This is a genomic window from Sphingobacterium hungaricum, from assembly GCF_015210005.1.
GTDB classification, from domain to species: Bacteria; Bacteroidota; Bacteroidia; order Sphingobacteriales; family Sphingobacteriaceae; genus Sphingobacterium; species Sphingobacterium hungaricum.
In genome coordinates this window covers 848823-866157 of sequence record NZ_MU158698.1, presented here as the reverse complement: position 1 = coordinate 866157, position 17335 = coordinate 848823, and the positions used below count along the sequence as shown (strand labels likewise).

At 37.1% G+C, this 17335-nt stretch carries 10 protein-coding genes; 3 read left to right on the top strand and 7 right to left on the bottom strand.

What is annotated here, in order from left to right; genetic code table 11:
• Positions 1 to 90 precede the first annotated feature (90 nt).
• On the top strand, positions 91 to 429 hold the full coding sequence (locus tag C4F49_RS06970; RefSeq protein WP_196935152.1) for a hypothetical protein: 339 nt from the start codon (positions 91 to 93) through the stop codon (positions 427 to 429).
• Positions 430 to 596: 167 nt separating this feature from the next.
• Here the strand turns inward: C4F49_RS06970 and C4F49_RS06965 are convergent, their stop codons facing one another.
• The 7 genes from C4F49_RS06965 to C4F49_RS06935 all read right to left on the bottom strand — a co-directional run bounded on the left by C4F49_RS06965 (position 597) and on the right by C4F49_RS06935 (position 14343).
• Positions 597 to 3044, bottom strand: a complete 2448-nt coding sequence (locus tag C4F49_RS06965) for an ABC transporter permease (protein ID WP_196935151.1) — start codon at positions 3042 to 3044, stop codon at positions 597 to 599.
• Between the two features lie 330 nt (positions 3045 to 3374).
• Positions 3375 to 5774: an ABC transporter permease gene (locus C4F49_RS06960; RefSeq protein WP_196935150.1), complete on the bottom strand. Its 2400-nt coding sequence runs from the start codon at positions 5772 to 5774 to the stop codon at positions 3375 to 3377.
• Positions 5775 to 6082: 308 nt separating this feature from the next.
• A complete protein-coding gene (locus tag C4F49_RS06955) occupies positions 6083 to 8431 on the bottom strand; it encodes an ABC transporter permease (protein ID WP_196935149.1) in 2349 nt (782 codons plus the stop codon).
• A gap of 251 nt (positions 8432 to 8682) precedes the next feature.
• Entirely contained in the window at positions 8683 to 11061 is a 2379-nt protein-coding gene (locus tag C4F49_RS06950; protein WP_196935148.1) for an ABC transporter permease, read from the bottom strand.
• 344 nt (positions 11062 to 11405) lie between these two features.
• Positions 11406 to 12074 carry an ABC transporter ATP-binding protein gene (locus C4F49_RS06945; protein WP_196935147.1) on the bottom strand — a complete coding sequence of 223 codons (669 nt, stop codon included), beginning with the start codon at positions 12072 to 12074 and terminating at the stop codon, positions 11406 to 11408.
• Positions 12075 to 12128: 54 nt separating this feature from the next.
• Positions 12129 to 13382 carry an efflux RND transporter periplasmic adaptor subunit gene (locus C4F49_RS06940; RefSeq protein WP_196935146.1) on the bottom strand — a complete coding sequence of 418 codons (1254 nt, stop codon included), beginning with the start codon at positions 13380 to 13382 and terminating at the stop codon, positions 12129 to 12131.
• A gap of 250 nt (positions 13383 to 13632) precedes the next feature.
• Positions 13633 to 14343, bottom strand: a complete 711-nt coding sequence (locus C4F49_RS06935) for an SMI1/KNR4 family protein (protein WP_196935145.1) — start codon at positions 14341 to 14343, stop codon at positions 13633 to 13635.
• A 254-nt stretch (positions 14344 to 14597) separates the two neighbouring features.
• Here C4F49_RS06935 and C4F49_RS06930 point away from each other — a divergent pair, with 254 nt between their 5' ends.
• Complete coding sequence (locus C4F49_RS06930) at positions 14598 to 15959, top strand: TolC family protein (protein WP_196935144.1); 1362 nt, start codon at positions 14598 to 14600, stop codon at positions 15957 to 15959.
• Between the two features lie 17 nt (positions 15960 to 15976).
• On the top strand, positions 15977 to 17335 hold the full coding sequence (locus C4F49_RS06925) for a sigma-54-dependent transcriptional regulator (protein WP_196935143.1): 1359 nt from the start codon (positions 15977 to 15979) through the stop codon (positions 17333 to 17335).

The window sequence follows — 17335 nt, the reverse complement described above, 5'->3', positions numbered from 1 at the left end:
AATATGTTCAAAGACTAAATCTCATTCCCATTAAACCCGAGGGGGGCGCTATAGCGGAAAGATTTTTCAAGTGCAAAATTCTCAAATCTAATGTCTTCAATTTCCTGTCTAAACACCAGATTATTAACCTTTAATAAAATATTGTTAACTTATAATAAATTGCCTCTTCCTTTTTACAAAAAGGCTTTACCTTTTTATGAAAAGGCTTTACCTTTTTACAAAAAGGCGTTACCTTTTTACGAAAAGGCGTTACCTTTTTACAAAAAGGCGTTACCTTTTTACGAAAAGGCGTTACCTTTTTATGAAAAGGCGTTACCTTTTTACGAAAAGGCGTTACCTTTTTATGAAAAGGCGTTACCTTTTTACGAAAAGGCGTTACCTTTTTACGAAAAGGCTTTACCTTTTTATGAAAAGGCTTTACCTTTTTAGGAGAAGTCTTTACCTTTTTAGGAGAAGTTGTTGACTTCTGAGCAGGTATTTAAACTAAATCTCATATCTATTTTCTCATCGCTCATATCTATTGTCTCGGAATCAGACTTCTATTTTACTCCAAAATGGAGAGTTAGAAATTGTTCCCCCTTCGGGGGATAGGGGGACTACTCGTCCCTCAAGCTATCCACGGGATTGGCAAAAGCAGCTTTTAATGCTTGGTAACTTATTGTCAATAATGCGATGCCGATCGCAATCAATCCAGCGACAAGAAATATCCACCAGCTGATATCAATGCGGTAAGCGAAATCTTCCAGCCATTTGCTCATTGCCCAATAGGCGATAGGCGAGGCGATAACTCCTGCAATACCGATTAATTTGACATAATCTTTTGATAGCAGCGTCACGATTCCGGCAACATTGCTGCCTAATACTTTTCGGATACCGATTTCTTTTGTCCGCTGATAAACAGTCAAGGTCGTCAATCCAAATAATCCCAGGCAACTGATCAAAATAGTAATCACTGTTGCCAGGTTGATCAATTTATTGATCTGTCTTTCCTGTTTGTACAAGTCGGCCAACATTTCGTCATAAAACTTATAAGAAAATGTGCTTGCTGGGTAGAATTGCTTGTATTCCGTTTCGATTGCTGCAATTGTTTTCTGCCAAGACGAAGGGTCGTGGCTGTTTAATTTGATATTGATCTGGTTTGTGTATTTGCCACTAGCCATCATGACCATAGGTTGAATTTCGCTGTAGAAATCTTGCGTGTGAAAATCTTTTACGATACCGACAATCTGGAATTTAGGATTTCCCATCTGATTGAGCTGTTTTCCTAGGGCATCCTCGGGATTCTGAAAACCGAACTCTTTAGCTGCAGACTCATTGATTATAAACTGATTTACCGTGTCCGAATAGCTAATGTTGTTGCCAGCGACAAGAGTCATTTTGTATAAATCTAGGTAAGCCGTGTCAATTTCCTTTTTATAAAGTGTAACTTGTTTTGATGCATCGGATTCATTCGCTATTTCAAATGGACTTGATGAGTAACCATCGCTCAACGGATTTGAACCTAAAGAAACTTTTTCAATTCCTGCATTCTTGGTTAGTTGATTTACGAGCGTGTTTTTCCGTCCATCGTACTGAGAATCTCGCATATATCTCCAAGGAATATTCAATAGGATAATCGCATCTTTTTTAAATCCTAAGTCTCCCTGAATGGTGTAGCGTAATTGCGAACCGACAATGATTGTACAGACAATAAAGACGAAAGCGATCACAAATTGGAAAACGATTAATGCTTTTTGCAGGGTGAATTTTTTAGCAGAAGATGCTCCGGAAAATTTATTTTTTAAGACATCAATGGTTTTCACTTTCGTAATCAAAAAGCTCGGATACAATCCAGAGACGAGCGTAATAATAGAAGTTACAGTAATCAGAAAAGCTAAGTATTTCAATGAAAAATAATTGGCTGAAACACCTTCTGGAATAATATCTTTCAACAGCCAAAATCCGAATTGGATCAAGAAGATTGCCAATATCGCTGCAATGCTGGTAGTTATCAATGTTTCGGTCAGAAATTGGAAAATCAAATTCTTTTGGCTGCTGCCTAATGTTTTGCGGACGCTGATTTCTTTATTGCGCTGAGGAATCTGGGCCATGCTCATGTTGATGTAATTGATACAAGCAAGCAATAACAAAAATCCACCAATGCCAATTAAGATATACATGATTTTTTTACTTGTTTTGCTAATGCCATAATCATCGATGTCAGTTGCAAAATGCAATTCGTTAACTTGACGGAATTCGTAAGTTTTACTGGCATTAAACTTTTTTATTTTTTCTTTTATTTCATCAGGGATGTGTTTATCTGATAGCGCATTTATTTGATTTAGGATAGAAGATAGTGGTGCATTATTCTCAAACTCAAGATACAGTTTGTCACTCCCGTTGGTATTTGACCAGGTGTATCCCTCGTAGGTTTTATCAATCAGCGTTATAAATTCCTTTGCAGTAAATTCCGATGGAACGGGGTAATCTTGAACAATGCCAGAAACTGTGCGCTGAATTGTATCGTTTCCATAATACGTAATCGTCTGATTGATTATTTGGTCGTATGGTATATTTGGGAAATACTCTTTTGCTCTGCTTGCTGATAAGACCACATTTTCTTTGTTTTTTAAAGCCGAACTTTTGTCTCCTGCAATCCATTGATAAGGAAGCATCTTAAAATAAGAGGAATTTGTTTTGATGATGTTTTGAGGATCTTCCTTTACGTAATTTTCACCTTTAGCGCTTTTAATTTCTAAACGGTTATAGCCTTCAGCAAATACTGGAACGACATTTTTTACGCCATCCACTTCGTCCTGAATTCCTTGGTACAACGGAGCAGATACGCCTCCCATTCGATTAAGCTCGCCATCTTTCGACATCGCACTGATAACTTTATAAATATGCTCTTTGTTAGGTAAATTCTTGTCGTAGCTAAATTCATAGCTTACAATTTGATAGATAATCCAGCAGGAACTGATCCCAATAGACAATCCAACAATATTTAACAAGGTGAAAAGCCTTCTTTTCCAAAGTTGTCTAAAAGTTATTTTTAACGTTTTCATATCGGTGTTAATTTATCTTCCAAATCCCCCTAACCCCCGAAGGGGGAAACTATTGCGGAAAGATTTTCGGAGGTTAAGTATTTTTATTAAATCTCATATCTTTGTTCCTGATTCCTTAACCTTTATTCTCAAAAGGGTTGTGCACCTACGGAGCACAAATTTCAAATGCCTTTTTTCCTAAAAACGTTTTGCTCCTACGGAGCAAGAACTCGAATTTCAAGATTGCCAGCTAAAATCTCACATCTCAAATCTATAGTCTCGTGTCTCCTATCTCACTTTTACTCCAAATTAGGAAGTTAAAAGTTGTTCCCCCTTCGGGGGGAAGGGGGACTATTCATCTCTAAGACTATCCACAGGGTTTGCTTTTGCTGCGAAATAAGTTTTTGTTGTTAAGACTAAAGTTGCGATGCTCAATAGGCCAATACCAGCTAAAGCAAAAATCCACCAGCTCAATTCCGTTCTATAGGCAAAATCCTGTATCCATTGATTCATAAAATAATATGCAATCGGAAATGCGATCAAGCAAGCAATGCTGACTAATAGCAGTAGATTTTTTAGGAGCAAGAAAATAATCTGGGTGACAGAAGCGCCCAATACTTTTCGTACGCCGATTTCTTTTGTACGCTGGTTTGCTGTGAAAATTGCCAAACCAAACAAACCAAGGCATGCTATGGCAATGGAAAGCCCGACGGCCCAATTCAATAGTTTAGATAATTTCAGTTCGGTTTGGTAAAATCCTTTAATCGTCTCATCTAAGAATTTGTACTCGAAGGATTCTTCAGGATAAGTGTCGGTAAATGCTTTTTCCATTTTGGCGATTCCGGATTTCCATGATTCCGGATGTTCTTGGTCCAAAGCAACATGCATCACATAACCTCTTTTTGCGCTCCAGTATGCCGTTGGACGAACGTTTTCACGCGCTGATGCGACGTTGAAATCCTTCATTACGCCCACGATGGTATATTTTCCATCGTCCAATGTTTTGCCGATGGCTTGCTCAGGTGATTCCAATTTTAATGACTCAAGCATTTTCTCGTTGATCAACATTTCATAGGTTGAATCCAACACGCGGACATTTCTTCCTGCAATCAGTGGAATATCATATACCTTGAGATAATTTTCATCTCCGTTTCTTACGTCAAAAGAAATCTCTTTATTTTCTTCTAATGAAGCATCGTATTTCATGCTGCTGCTCATTGATCCGTCAAAAGCAGGCGATTGATTTCCAAAGCTGACTGCTTTGATTTCGGGAATTTCAGTTAATTTATTTTTTAAAATATCGCCCTTATTGGCGCGGTTAAAATCGGGTATGTAAAAATTGATCAGTGCATCTTTTCTAAAACCCATATCCATCGTGGATGCAAATCGAGTTTGTTTGCTAACGAAAAGCACAGCAATCAAAAAAACTTGCGCCAGCACAAATTGAAAAACGGTCAATCCTTTTCGGATAAATGTACTTCTTGAAAGGTTTGAATTTTTCGAAATCTGATTTTTTAAGGCGAGGGCAGGAGCGTAGCCTGTCATGATCCAAGCTGGATAAAATCCTGCTAAAGTTGTCACTACGATAAGTTGAATAGCTAAAAAGAGAATGGTCGGGGCAACAGGGATTTGCTTTAAAGTAAATCCTTCTGGCAAAAAGCCATCAAATGCATGGACTAATAAAGGCAGAAACAAAATGGATACTAAAGTTGCTAAAAAGGCAACAACGAAGGTTTCCATTAAAAACTGTTTGATCAGGCTGCTTTTTTTACTGCCCAACGTTTTGCGGATGCCAATCTCTTTCGCACGCTCAATGGATTGCGCTGTAGAAAGATTAATAAAGTTTATGGCTCCAAGCGTTAAAAGAAAAACAGCTAGAAGAATTAAATTTCTTAAAGTAGCGGGCTTTACTGCATTGTAATTAAGATCTGAATTAAAATGAACATCGCTTAAGGGTTGCAAACCAAATTTATCTTCTTCAGAATCTTTTTTATACTTTTTTACAAGCTGCGCTATGTTTTTTTCTACTGATGCGACGGTGCTACCTGGACTAAGGAGTACCAAGCATTGATAACTGTCATTATAGCTATTCCAACGATCCCATTGGTGGAACTCTTTCATGCTTTCGCTCGAAGCGATTGTGGCAACGGAAATAAAACCGTCAAATTTAAAATCTGAATTCTCCTTCCTATCCGCTACAACGCCGGCTATTTGTAGCGTAACACTATCGGCAAATACAATCGATTTTCCAACAGATTCTGAAACTGCGGCTTGTGGGAAATAGCGCTTGTAATAGCTTTCCGTCAATACAATCTGATTGGGGTACGTCAGGTTCTTTGCACTTCCAGATAACCATGTATGCGGATAGATATCAAAATAATTATCCGTGCTGAAAATCAAATTTTTCTCTTTTGGAAAAATTGTGAAATCATCTTTCTCTTTCGGTATTTTTATTTTTGATTCATAGATAGAAAAAATAGGCGCGACTTTCTCTACACCAACAGCTTCTTCGTCAATCGTTCTGACCAGCGGAACGAGGATTGCGGCACTTTTAAAGTCACCTATGCTTATTACTCGATACACTCTGTCTCCGTTTTGCAGGTGTTTGTCAAAGCTGTAATCGTATTGGATCATCAAAAAGATAACCAACGTGGAGCAAATCCCGATCGAAAGACTCAAGATGTTGATGCTTGTAATCAACTTGTTTTTTCGAATGTATCGAATGGCCGTTTTTAAATAATTCGTTATCATATTAATTTTTTTTATCCCTTAATCCCCCTAACCCCCGAAGGGGGAACTATTGTGAAAAGATTTTCAGACGTTAAATCTGTTTACACCTTATCCAGCAACTATTTATTCTTACACTTTATATATTTTTTCTTACTCTCAAAAAGGTTGTGCACCTACGGAGCACAAATTTCTAACTGTTATTTATCTACAAACATTTTGCTCCTACGGAGCAATAATGCGTACTATAAATTTGTTATTTCTAAATACTAAATACTAAATACTAAATACTAAATACTAAATACTAAATACTAAATACTCCTATCTAACCCCTACTCATTCCTCAAGCTATCTACGGGATTAGCTAAAGCAGATCGAATGGCTTGATAACCGATAGTCAAAGCCGTGATGCCAATAGAGAATGCTCCCGCAATGACGAAAGACCACCAGGGAATTGTTATTCTATCCGAAAAGCCATTTAACCAAAGCGTGGAAATCCAATAGCCTAATGGAATTGCTAGGCATAGAGCGATTAGCACCAAGCCTAAAAAATTTCCTGCTAATAAGTAAATGATTTTAGAAAAACTTGCCCCCAAGACTTTGCGGATGCTTATTTCTTTGCTTCGCTGTTCAGCGACGAAAATAACTAAGCCCAACAAACCCAAACAAGCAACGATAATCGTAAGCAATGAAAACGTGGTAATAATATTATTCGTTCTATCTTCGGCTACATATTGTTCTTTTAGATAATCATCCATAAACTGATAATCAAATATTGTGTTTGGAATCTGTTTTGTAAATATGGATTGAAGTTTATTCACGTAGTTCGACACATTACTTGATGAATAGCGGACTACTAAATCATTAATTCCTTCGGAAGGATTGTTCATTTTATAAAATAAGTATGGTCCGATTGGCTCTTTTAAACTTTTGAAATTAAAGTTCCTGACTACACCGACAATCATGGATGTCGTGCCCATTTGGGTTTGTGCGTTTTGACCGATTGCCTCTTCAGGTGTTTTAAAACCCAAATAGGAACAAACAATTTCATTGATGAGTATATAACAGGTTGAATCTGTTTTTGAAATGTCATTTGGCAAATCTTTGCCAGCCAATAAGTGTAACTGTAGAGGGCCGATCACTGCTCCACCGCTACTGTTTGTGCGTATTGGTAGGCCTACACTTTCGTCTCCTAATCTTCTGATGTTTTTTCCGCTCTCTCCATTACCAGGAATAGATTGTAATGCCACAAATGATTCGGTCTCTGGAAGTTCTTGTATGGAATTTCTAATTGCCCTGTAATCTGCGGAACTGTTGATGGCGTTTAACGAGATTGAGATTGCATTGTCGGGCTGGAATCCTAAATCTTTTTCTCTAACATGCCTCATCTGTAATGAAATTATTAGAACACAAATAATCAACACGATTGTACATGTAAATTGAAACACGACCAAGCCTTTCCGAACAATCTGCGAGGCATTGTTTTTCAGATTGTTCTTGTTCATCAAAACCAAAGTTGGAATTTTGGACATAAACAATGCTGGATAACTACCCCCAATCAAGGTTATTGAACACCAAATAACAAAACACAAGATTAAGTTTTTTGAATTGATTAACTCTTTGATAGATAAATCAGAACCGATTAATGCATTAAAAACAGGTATTAAAAGAGTTCCCAAAATAAATCCGATCAGGATTGAAATTAGCGATATAATGGCCGTTTCGGTATAAAAGCGAATGGCTATTTGATTTTTCTTCGCTCCTAATACTTTATTTACACCCACTTCTTTCGCATTTTTTTGAGAACGGGCTGTCGCTAGGTTCATATAATTAATGCATGCAATTAAGAGAATGAGAATTGATAAAGCAACGACAATTTTAACGGCATTAATATTTCCAGACTTTGAAAAATCGCCATATTTTACATCATTGGAATATAAATGAATGTCTGCCAACGGTTGGAGAATAAATTTGGTAAAATACTGATCTTCTTTAGGAACATATTTGTCAATCAAAGCAGTCGTTTCTTTCTGAACTACATCCACATTTGCATTTGGATTAAGAAGACAGAATGTTTGATAGCTCGCGTTTGACCAATAGACGTTTTTACCCATCCAAGAATCCATTATATTCGTATAGATATCTCCGTCAAATGAAGTGTTTTTGGGCAGGTCGGCGAAAACCCCAGATATTGTTAACGTATCTTGTTGATTTATAATCATGGTCTGATCGAAGGCTGGTTGATTGCCGAAGATCTTTACTTTTTGAGATTCAGAAATAACCACACTTTTTGGCTTACTAAAGGCTGACTTTCGATCACCTTCGATAAACTCCATATCGAACATCTGAAAAAATGAAGAGTCCGTCAGATAAATGTTTCTTTCTGCAAAGCTTTTGTTATTTACAAAGATGGAAGCCTTGCTACCAAAACCTAATCGCACGAGTCGACTTACAGCTTCAATTCCTGAGACATCGTTCAGCATAGCTGGACCAACTGAATTTGGAATAGTTGACCATTTTTCGAAATTGTATTCTTCGGTGGTCTCCATGTTTACACGGAAAATATTCGAACCGTTTTCGAAAGATTTATTAAAGCTTAATTTCTGATTTGCATAAGCTATCAAAAGAATTGCTACCGCAAGGCTAATCGCCAAACCGAAAATATTTAAAAGACTAAACAATCGATTAGATTTTATACTCCGCCACGCGATTTTTATATAGTTTTTTATCATGTTAGTATCTTCTTTGTTCCTTATCCTTTGCTCTTTATTCCTAAAATTGTTGTGCACCTACGGAGCACAAATTTCTATCTTATTATTTATCTACAAACATTCTGCTCCTACGGAGCAATAATGCTTACAATAGATTTGTTATTTCTAAATACTAAATACTAAATACTCATATCTCACATCTATCGTCTCAAATCTCACCTCTACTCATTCCTCAAGCTCTTCACCGGATTTGCCAACGCAGCTTTAATGGATTGAAAGCTAATTGTTGCAAGCGAAATCAGAATTGCCATTACGCCAGCAATCACAAAATAATACCATTTGATATCGATGCGGTAGCTGAAATCTTTGAGCCAATTGTCCATTGCCCACCAAGCGATAGGAGAGGCAATCAGTATTGATAAAATGACCAGTTTGATAAAATCTGTGGATAGTAGGGAAGTAATCTGTTGCATGCTCGCGCCAAGCACCTTGCGGACAGCAATTTCTTTTGTGCGAGTTTCTGCAATGTAAGCGATTAAGGCTAAAAGCCCTAAACAGGATATGAAGATGGTCAAACCAGCAAATAGCATAGATAATGTTCCTATAGCTTGTGTTTCACTGAATTTGCTTTGGTAGGTTTTATCAATGAATTCGTATTCGAAGGGATAGTCTGGATTGAATTTTTTAAATACATTCTCGATGGTTTTCAGATTCTGATCAATAGGTCGATCAGGGTTCAGCCGGTAATGTATTGTCGTAGCCCAAGATTTTGGTCCCATGATAACCATGGGATCTATATTACTATAAGGAGAGTTTATGATAAAATCTTTTACCACTCCCACAACTTTTCGTTTTTCACCGTCGCCATCGATCGTTTCACCAATTGGATTTTCTAAGTGTAATTTTTTTACAGCAGATTCAGTAAGTAAAACGGCTAAACTATCGGTAGGATACGTGTATACATCGATATCGCGTCCTTCGACTAAAATTAGGCCAAGATTTTTTATTCCGTCCGCATCTGTACTAAATCTATTGTATTGGGTTTTCTTATCTTCTTCTGAAGAATAAGCAGAAGTAAATCCCCATCCACTGCTATATAGATCAGTAATCGGTGACATGTTTTTTGAAATGGAAGTTATTGCATTGCTTGCCAATAATTCGGAACGGATTAAGTTATAATTTTTCTCAATGCTTCCCTTCATTTGTGTGTAAACCAATCCATTATCATCATATCCACGCGATCTGTTTTTCGTATGTTGAATTTGTTGATAAACAATGAGCGTTGAAATGATTAGGATAATCGCTATACTGAATTGAATGACAACCAAGATTGATCGAACACTAAATCCTTTTCTAGTAGCATTTATTTTTCCTTTTAATGTTTTGATCGGATTAAAAGACGATAAGAAAAATGCTGGATAGATTCCAGATAGAATTCCGATCAGTAACGCAAAAAGTAGGACGAATGCCCATGTTTGCGGTTCGAATACCGAAAGAGACAAGTTTTTTTCAACCAGCTCATTAAAAGAAGATAAGCTGAGCTGTACGATAAATAAAGCTATAATTACCGATACTAAGCTGATTAAAATACTTTCTGTCAAGAACTGGAAGATCAGGCTTTTTTTATTTGCTCCGACGACTTTTCTTACCCCGACCTCTTTAGCTCTTTTTTCGGATTTGGCAGTGCTCAAATTCATAAAATTAATGCAAGCCACAGCCAAAATAAAAAATCCTATATAGGAGAATAGCCTAACTAAATCTATCCTGCCAGAGGTATAATTGCCACCTTCCCCTTTGTTATACAGATACATGTCTCTAAATGGAAATGCAAAAATCTCACCTGTGTTTTTGATGTAGTTATCACCTGTGTTGACATGATCGCTTATATATTTTTTTATCTTTTGATTGAATGCTTCCAGCATAGCATCCTTTTTCAAAAGAATAAAAGTGAATATTGAATTGTTGCTCCAGTTATCGTCAACATATCCGATTTTTCTAGCATAAGACCAAGGCAAAAGACTTTGGAATTTAAATTGCGTATTGGCGGGCAAATCTTTTAGAACTGCTTTAACGGCTACTTGATCGACCGAATCAATCCGGATAATTTTTCCAATAGGATCTTCATCACCAAAAAGTGATTTTGCATAACTTTCTGTAAGGACAATCGAATAGGGGTCGTCAAATACTTGATTAATATCACCCTTTAAGACCGGCATAGTAAACAATTGGAAAAATCCAGAATCGACAAAAGCCGTTCTGCTAATTATCTTTTGTTCTTTAAACGTGGTTAAGAAAAAATTATAGTCATCATAGCGAGAATAATTTTCGATTTCCGGGAAATCTGTAGAAATGGAAGGTCCTAAGATTTTAGGAGTACTGACCCAAGCCCAAAGCTTACCTTGATCTGTATCCCGATTGCTAATAATATACAAGCGATCACCCTTCTCATGATAACGATCCATCGTCAACATATTCTGCAACCACAAAGCAATTAACAAAGCACCAGTCATTCCGATTGCTAAACCAATGATATTGATAATGGAAAATGCTTTGTTTTTGAGCAAATTCCGCCAAGCAGTTTTGAAATAGTTTTTTATCATCTTAATGTGAGCCTAAGTTTCTTATTTTTTTATCCTTATTCCTTGATTTCAATACTGTTGTGCACCTACGGAGCACAAATTTCTACCTGTTATTTATCTAAAAACATTCTGCTCCTACGGAGCAATAATGCATGATGTAAACATGTTCTTTCTAAATACTAAATTCCCCCTATCCCCCAAAGGGGGAACTATTGTGGAAAGATTTTCAAACCTCAAATCTATTTAGACATACCTCGTATTAATTGTCTCAAATTTATAGTCTCAAATCTATAGCCTCATATCTCACATCTCAATCTATCGTCTCAATTCTTTTCCCTCCATTCCCCCCTTCGGGGTCAGGGGGATTATTCCTCCATAATCACCTGCCCATCCAGCATACGGATAATGCGATCGGAAAATTTAGCATCGTGCTCGCTGTGCGTCACCATGACGATCGTAGTTCCGGTTTCGTTTAATTCAGTCAATAACTGCATCACTTCATTACCGTTGTTGGAATCCAAATTACCCGTAGGCTCATCGGCTAAGATTAATTTTGGATTATTAACGACTGCACGAGCAACGGCCACACGCTGTTGCTGACCACCGGAAAGCTGTTGCGGAAAATGGTTTCTTCTATGCATAATCTGAACTTTTTCCAAAACAGCTTCTACACGAGCCTTGCGCTCTTTCGCAGGAACATTTGTATAGATCAAAGGCAATTCGACATTTTCATACACCGTCAATTCGTCGATCAGGTTAAAGCTTTGAAAGACAAACCCAATGTTATTCTTGCGCAGATCCGCACGTTTCCGCTCTTTGAATTTTGCAACTTCAATGGCATTAAACTCATAGCTTCCTTCGTCCAAATCATCCAATAAACCTATGATATTTAGGAGCGTGGATTTTCCACAACCGGATGGTCCCATGACAGCAACAAATTCGCCCTGTTTCACGTGCATATTTAAATCATTTAATGCAACGGTTTCGACCTCATCCGTGCGATAAAATTTCTGAAGATTAGTTATTTTGATCATGTTCGTTTAATTATATTTCAGGTTGAATTACGTGTTTCAACTTAATTTCTTTATTTACTTTTTTATCGTTAATTCCTGTACTTTATCGTAGGTCTCATAACTTGAGATGACGACTTTATCACCTGGTTTTAATCCATTTAAGACTTCGTAATACTCTGGGTTCTGACGGCCAAGCTGAATATCAACCCGATAAGCAGAAGTTCCGTCTTTGTCCACTTTAAAAATCCAGTTTCCGCCAGTCTGTTGATAGAATCCACCTTTTGCAAGAAGCACAGCTTTTGTTTCATCACTTAATGCCAATCGAATCTGCAGAGTTTGTCCGCGACGGATTCCTTCAGGGATTTCGTTTACAAATTCCATGTCCACCTGAAATTTGCCGTCTTTCACTTGTGTATAAACTTTTTTGATTCTTAATTTATAGGCTTTGCCAGAAATGGTAAATTGACCTTCCAAATCAGGGAAGATTCGGTTAATGTAATGTTCGTCAATATCAGCGCGAACTTTAAATCCGGTCAATACATCAATTTGTCCCAAACGCTCACCTGCATTTTTATTCTGTCCTATTTCGGCATCAAAGGAAGTCAATTGGCCATCAACTGGAGCGCGCAAAATCAAATCACCTACTTTGCGACGCATCAGTTCCAATGCGTTTTGTGTTCTTTTGTACGTTTCACGATCTTGAAAAACTTTTTGATTCGACGAAGTCGAATCTTGTCTTAAAATCTGTTTGGTTAGCTGAATACGCTCTTTTTGGTAGGCGTATTCATTTTTAGATTTCTGATATTCTTGAGAACCAATTGCCTTCTCTTTCAATAATTTTGTGTTCAGGTTATAAATGCGCTCGGCTTCTTTATAAGCTTGTTCCACATCAGCCATTTGATTTCTGTTGTTGATAGAAACCTGCTGAGCATTGGTTTGAGCGATTTGAGATTGCGTCAATAAGTTTAGTACTTGCGTTTCTTGATTGACCAAACTTAATTCTAAATCGGTATTTGACAAGCGCATAATGGCATCGCCTTTTTTCAAATGAGCACCGTCTTCTACATATTTTTCCTCCACACGTCCACCAACCGAAGCATCCAAAAAGATGCTACTGATAGGCAACACTGTTCCGTTAATTGGAATAAATTCTTGAAAGGAATCTTCTTTTACTTCAGCAATGCTAATGCGCTCCGCATCCACATTGAGTTTGCTATTTCCTCGCGTAAAATAAAAACTAGCAACTAACAAGGCCACTAACGCTATAATCCCAACCGCTGTAAATATGCGTTTGCTCGTAAAAAACTTTTTTTCTATCGGTCTGTCCATGAAATTTTGATTCCTTTTTCTAGGTTTATAGATAAGGATGTGCCAAAGTTTTAACGACTTGAAAATGAGTTGAATTGATTATTAAACCCATTCAGGTATGTTCATTATCGAACAGTTTGTGTTCGCTGTTGGACAGTAGGGGAAAATATGGGAGAAGGGAAGATTTTAATTTAGAAATGTTTAAGTAGAAATGGCCTTTAGTCAATTCTTAAATATTGTGAAAACATTCGGCTTTAGCCACATATCAATCTTATGAAAATAACTTACTGAAAAAACCTCGTTTTTCTTTATTCTCAACAATCCAAATGGGCTCGTCTGTAGGTCTGATTATTTTTGTATTTGCACCCGATAATCCCCAAATAAATCCAGAACCGTTTGGTTGATTTTTAAGATCAGCAATTATATATGAATCAGGAGTTTCGGTATTAAGAGGGAAGCTATAATTGCTCCCATTATTTTTTAGAATTTCGGACTTTTTTTTCCAAATCTCAAATGCCTTTTCTTCATGGATTACATTGATCAAAGCATTTTCAAAATTATTTCCTAAATCGTTTATTTGATCCAAAAATTCTGAAAGGTTTTCAGCCTGTTTTACAACAACCGCAGGATCATGACATACATAATAAACAGAATTCCAATTTCCTTTCGAATCTATATCAAGAATCCAAAAATTACCAAATCCATCTCCTGCAAGTTGGATTGAATTTGGAAATAATTCTTCCCTTCCAAAAATTGCGAAATTGTCAAATCGAACTTCTTCCAACGGCTCAAATTCAAAGCCACTGGAAAATCTGATTAACTCTTCAACATCTTCTTGCAAATATTGATTTGGTAGCTTATTTCTAAAATTCTGTATCTCCTCATGAGACATTCCTTCCAAAAGCTCAATTTGATAATTTTCATCCTCTTCATTTCTGTAAAGGCTTTCTGAAATATAAATCAGTTTTTCTTTAAGAGTCATTTTAGCAATCTTAAGGTTTTATATTATGAATGATTATTGTACTCATATAAAAAAATTCTTTATACAAAATTCTGTTAATCTTAACCAAATATATTTTTGAAGATTCAATATAGAATCTAGCAAAAACGAAAGGGTTTTTGAATTTTTACTTTTGAATTTGAAAAACTGTCCATTTTCGTACGTTTTCTGTTCGTTATTGAACAAATTTGAATTCGTTCGTTTTGTAAACTATTGATTATAAATTCGCTGGGTTTTTGGCACAGCCTATGGAATTGACTTGGAAAAAGTTAATGAAATCCTATTTATATATCCTCGTCAGTTGTTTATTTTGCTATTTGCATGAAGCAAAAGCGCAAGACAGAAATGATTCTACACGTACTTTAGCTGAATGCATAGCCATTGCGGTAGCAAACAATCCGCTTCTGCAACAAAATAACCTGAACAATAAACGCAATGATGTGAATTATAGGCAAGCTTGGCAAAATCAGCTACCACTTTTGGACGCTACTTTTGGTCATGGGTATAGTCAAGGAAAAACAATTGACCCAACTACCAATCAATTTGTGCAACAAAACATTACTTCGGGAAATCAAAATGTCAATGCTGGATTGATATTGTTCGACGGAATGCGGATTTTGAATGATGTTAGAATGAAAGCGAGTGCCAAAACTGCGGGAAGATTGGAATATGAAGGACAAATCAATGCGCTGAAACTGGATGTGATTGAAGCCTATATCCAAGTGCTGACTGCACAAGATATGCTAGATTTAAACAAACAACAATTGGAGTTGACCAAAGAACAATTGCGTCGTTCTGAAGTACTGAATCTGGAAGGAGCCATTGCGCCAGCAGATTATTATGATGTCAAAGGCCAATATAGTTTGGAACTGAATAATCAGCAATTGGTCAAGCAACAATTATACACCAACAAATTGAATCTGGCAAATCTGCTGAACTGTTCGGAAGAAGATTTGGGGAATCTAGAAAATCTGCCTTTCGTTGCGCAATCGCAAAATGAATATTCGGACTGGAAGAATTTGTACAGCCAAGCGGGAAGTATTCTGCCTGAATTCAAAGCGTTGGAATGGCGGATTAAAGAAGCGGAGCAGGGTATTCGCGTCTCCAAAGCCTCGTATTATCCACAACTTTCAGTGGGCGCTGGGTTGTATAGCAATTACTCGAATTCTGGACAAGGAAATTATTTCAACCAGATTCAAGATAACTTGGGAAGGTCCTTATCGTTTAATCTGTCCATTCCAATTTTCAGCCGTTTTATTACTAAAAATCAAGTCAATCTGTCCAAAATTACGTTGAAAGAAATGGAACTGGAGAAGGATGCACAGCTTAATAATTTAAGGAAGAATACTTCGCAGGCGATTTTTGATTTAAAAATTGCGGAAGAACAAGTGAAAAACCTCAACGAACAAGAGAAAAGCTATGCGGAGTTTTTCAGGATTTCTCAAGTGCAGTTTGATGCTGGCGCAAATAATTCCGTCGATTATTTATCCGCTAAAAATAAATGGGATAACAGCAAAAATCAGCTGGTCATCAAGCAATATGAATGGTTATTTCAAAAATACTTGAATGATTATTATGCTGGGAAATTGAATTTATGAGTAAATTAGCTGGAAGAATGAAAAAAGCCACTGTTTTAGTTGTAGATGATGACCAAGATGTTTTGACTGCGCTCCGAATTTTGTTAAAACCAAAATTCAAGCTCGTCTTGACGGAACCGAATCCCGAACGAATTGTATCCATTTTAGAACGTCAACATGTTGACGTTTTGCTGTTGGATATGAACTTCAAAAGCAGTTTGCATACAGGGAATGAAGGGATTTTTTGGCTTTCAAAAATCAAGGAAAAATTTCCTGATATACAGGTGGTAATGATAACGGCTTATGGTTCTGTTGATTTGGCGGTGAAATCCTTGAAACAAGGAGCGTCAGATTTTATTGTGAAGCCATTCCAAAATGAGCACATGGTCGAAACGATTGAGACCGTTCTGCAAGAAACAAAATCGGCTACCAAATCCCAGCCCAAGCAGTTATTCAGCGAAGCTGAACAGGCCGGAATCATTGGGAAATCGGCGATTATGCAGGATTTATTTCATAAAATCGAAAAGATTGCTCCGACGGATGCCAATATTTTGATTTTAGGGGAGAATGGAACGGGGAAAGATTTAATTGCCCATGCAATCCACGAAAAATCATTGCGCAAGCAACAAGCTTTTGTAAAAGTGGATGTGGGCTCATTGACCGAAACGTTATTTGAAAGCGAATTATTTGGGCATAAAAAAGGAGCATTTACAGATGCGCGCGAGGACCGCAATGGGCGGTTTGTAAGTGCTGAAAAAGGAACATTGTTTTTGGATGAAATCGGAAATATTTCATTGCAACAGCAAGCCAAATTGCTGTCGGTTCTGCAGAATAGAAAAATCATTCCTTTGGGCTCCAACGAGCAGATTCCAATTGATATCCGTTTGCTATGCGCGACGAATCTACCCGTTCAGATGCTGGCGAATGAAAATAAATTCAGAAAAGATTTAATCTATCGCATCAATACCGTCGAGATTTTTGTTCCGCCACTACGAGAAAGGGGAGAAGATATTGGATTGCTGAGTACTTATTTCTTGGATTTTTACGCGAAAAAATACAATAAAAATAAATCTGGATTTGATGCGGACGCCATAAGGAAATTAAATAGCTATCATTTTCCTGGCAATGTGCGCGAATTGCAATACAGCATTGAACGTGCGGTGATTATGTCGGACAACGAGTTTTTGCAGGCGGATGATATTTTGTTTTCGCCAATCGAAATGCCTTCGGAAAATGCAAAATCTGAATCTAATTCTTCATTGAACTTAGAAGAAATAGAGCGCAAAGCAATCCAGACCGTGGTTGACCGATGCAATGGAAACATCAGCAAAGCGGCCAAAGAATTAGGGCTGACGCGCGCAGCGCTTTATAGACGTTTGGAGAAATACAACATTTAG

Excerpts from the sequence above, each read along its gene's own strand:
- C4F49_RS06970 (WP_196935152.1), top strand. The coding sequence starts at position 91 with ATGTCTTCAATTTCCTGTCTAAACACCAGATTATTAACCTTTAATAAA.
- C4F49_RS06935 (WP_196935145.1), bottom strand. The coding sequence starts at position 14,343 with ATGACTCTTAAAGAAAAACTGATTTATATTTCAGAAAGCCTTTACAGA.
- C4F49_RS06960 (WP_196935150.1), bottom strand. The coding sequence starts at position 5,774 with ATGATAACGAATTATTTAAAAACGGCCATTCGATACATTCGAAAAAAC.
- C4F49_RS06965 (WP_196935151.1), bottom strand. The coding sequence starts at position 3,044 with ATGAAAACGTTAAAAATAACTTTTAGACAACTTTGGAAAAGAAGGCTT.
- C4F49_RS06925 (WP_196935143.1), top strand. The coding sequence starts at position 15,977 with ATGAAAAAAGCCACTGTTTTAGTTGTAGATGATGACCAAGATGTTTTG.
- C4F49_RS06945 (WP_196935147.1), bottom strand. The coding sequence starts at position 12,074 with ATGATCAAAATAACTAATCTTCAGAAATTTTATCGCACGGATGAGGTC.
- C4F49_RS06940 (WP_196935146.1), bottom strand. The coding sequence starts at position 13,382 with ATGGACAGACCGATAGAAAAAAAGTTTTTTACGAGCAAACGCATATTT.
- C4F49_RS06950 (WP_196935148.1), bottom strand. The coding sequence starts at position 11,061 with ATGATAAAAAACTATTTCAAAACTGCTTGGCGGAATTTGCTCAAAAAC.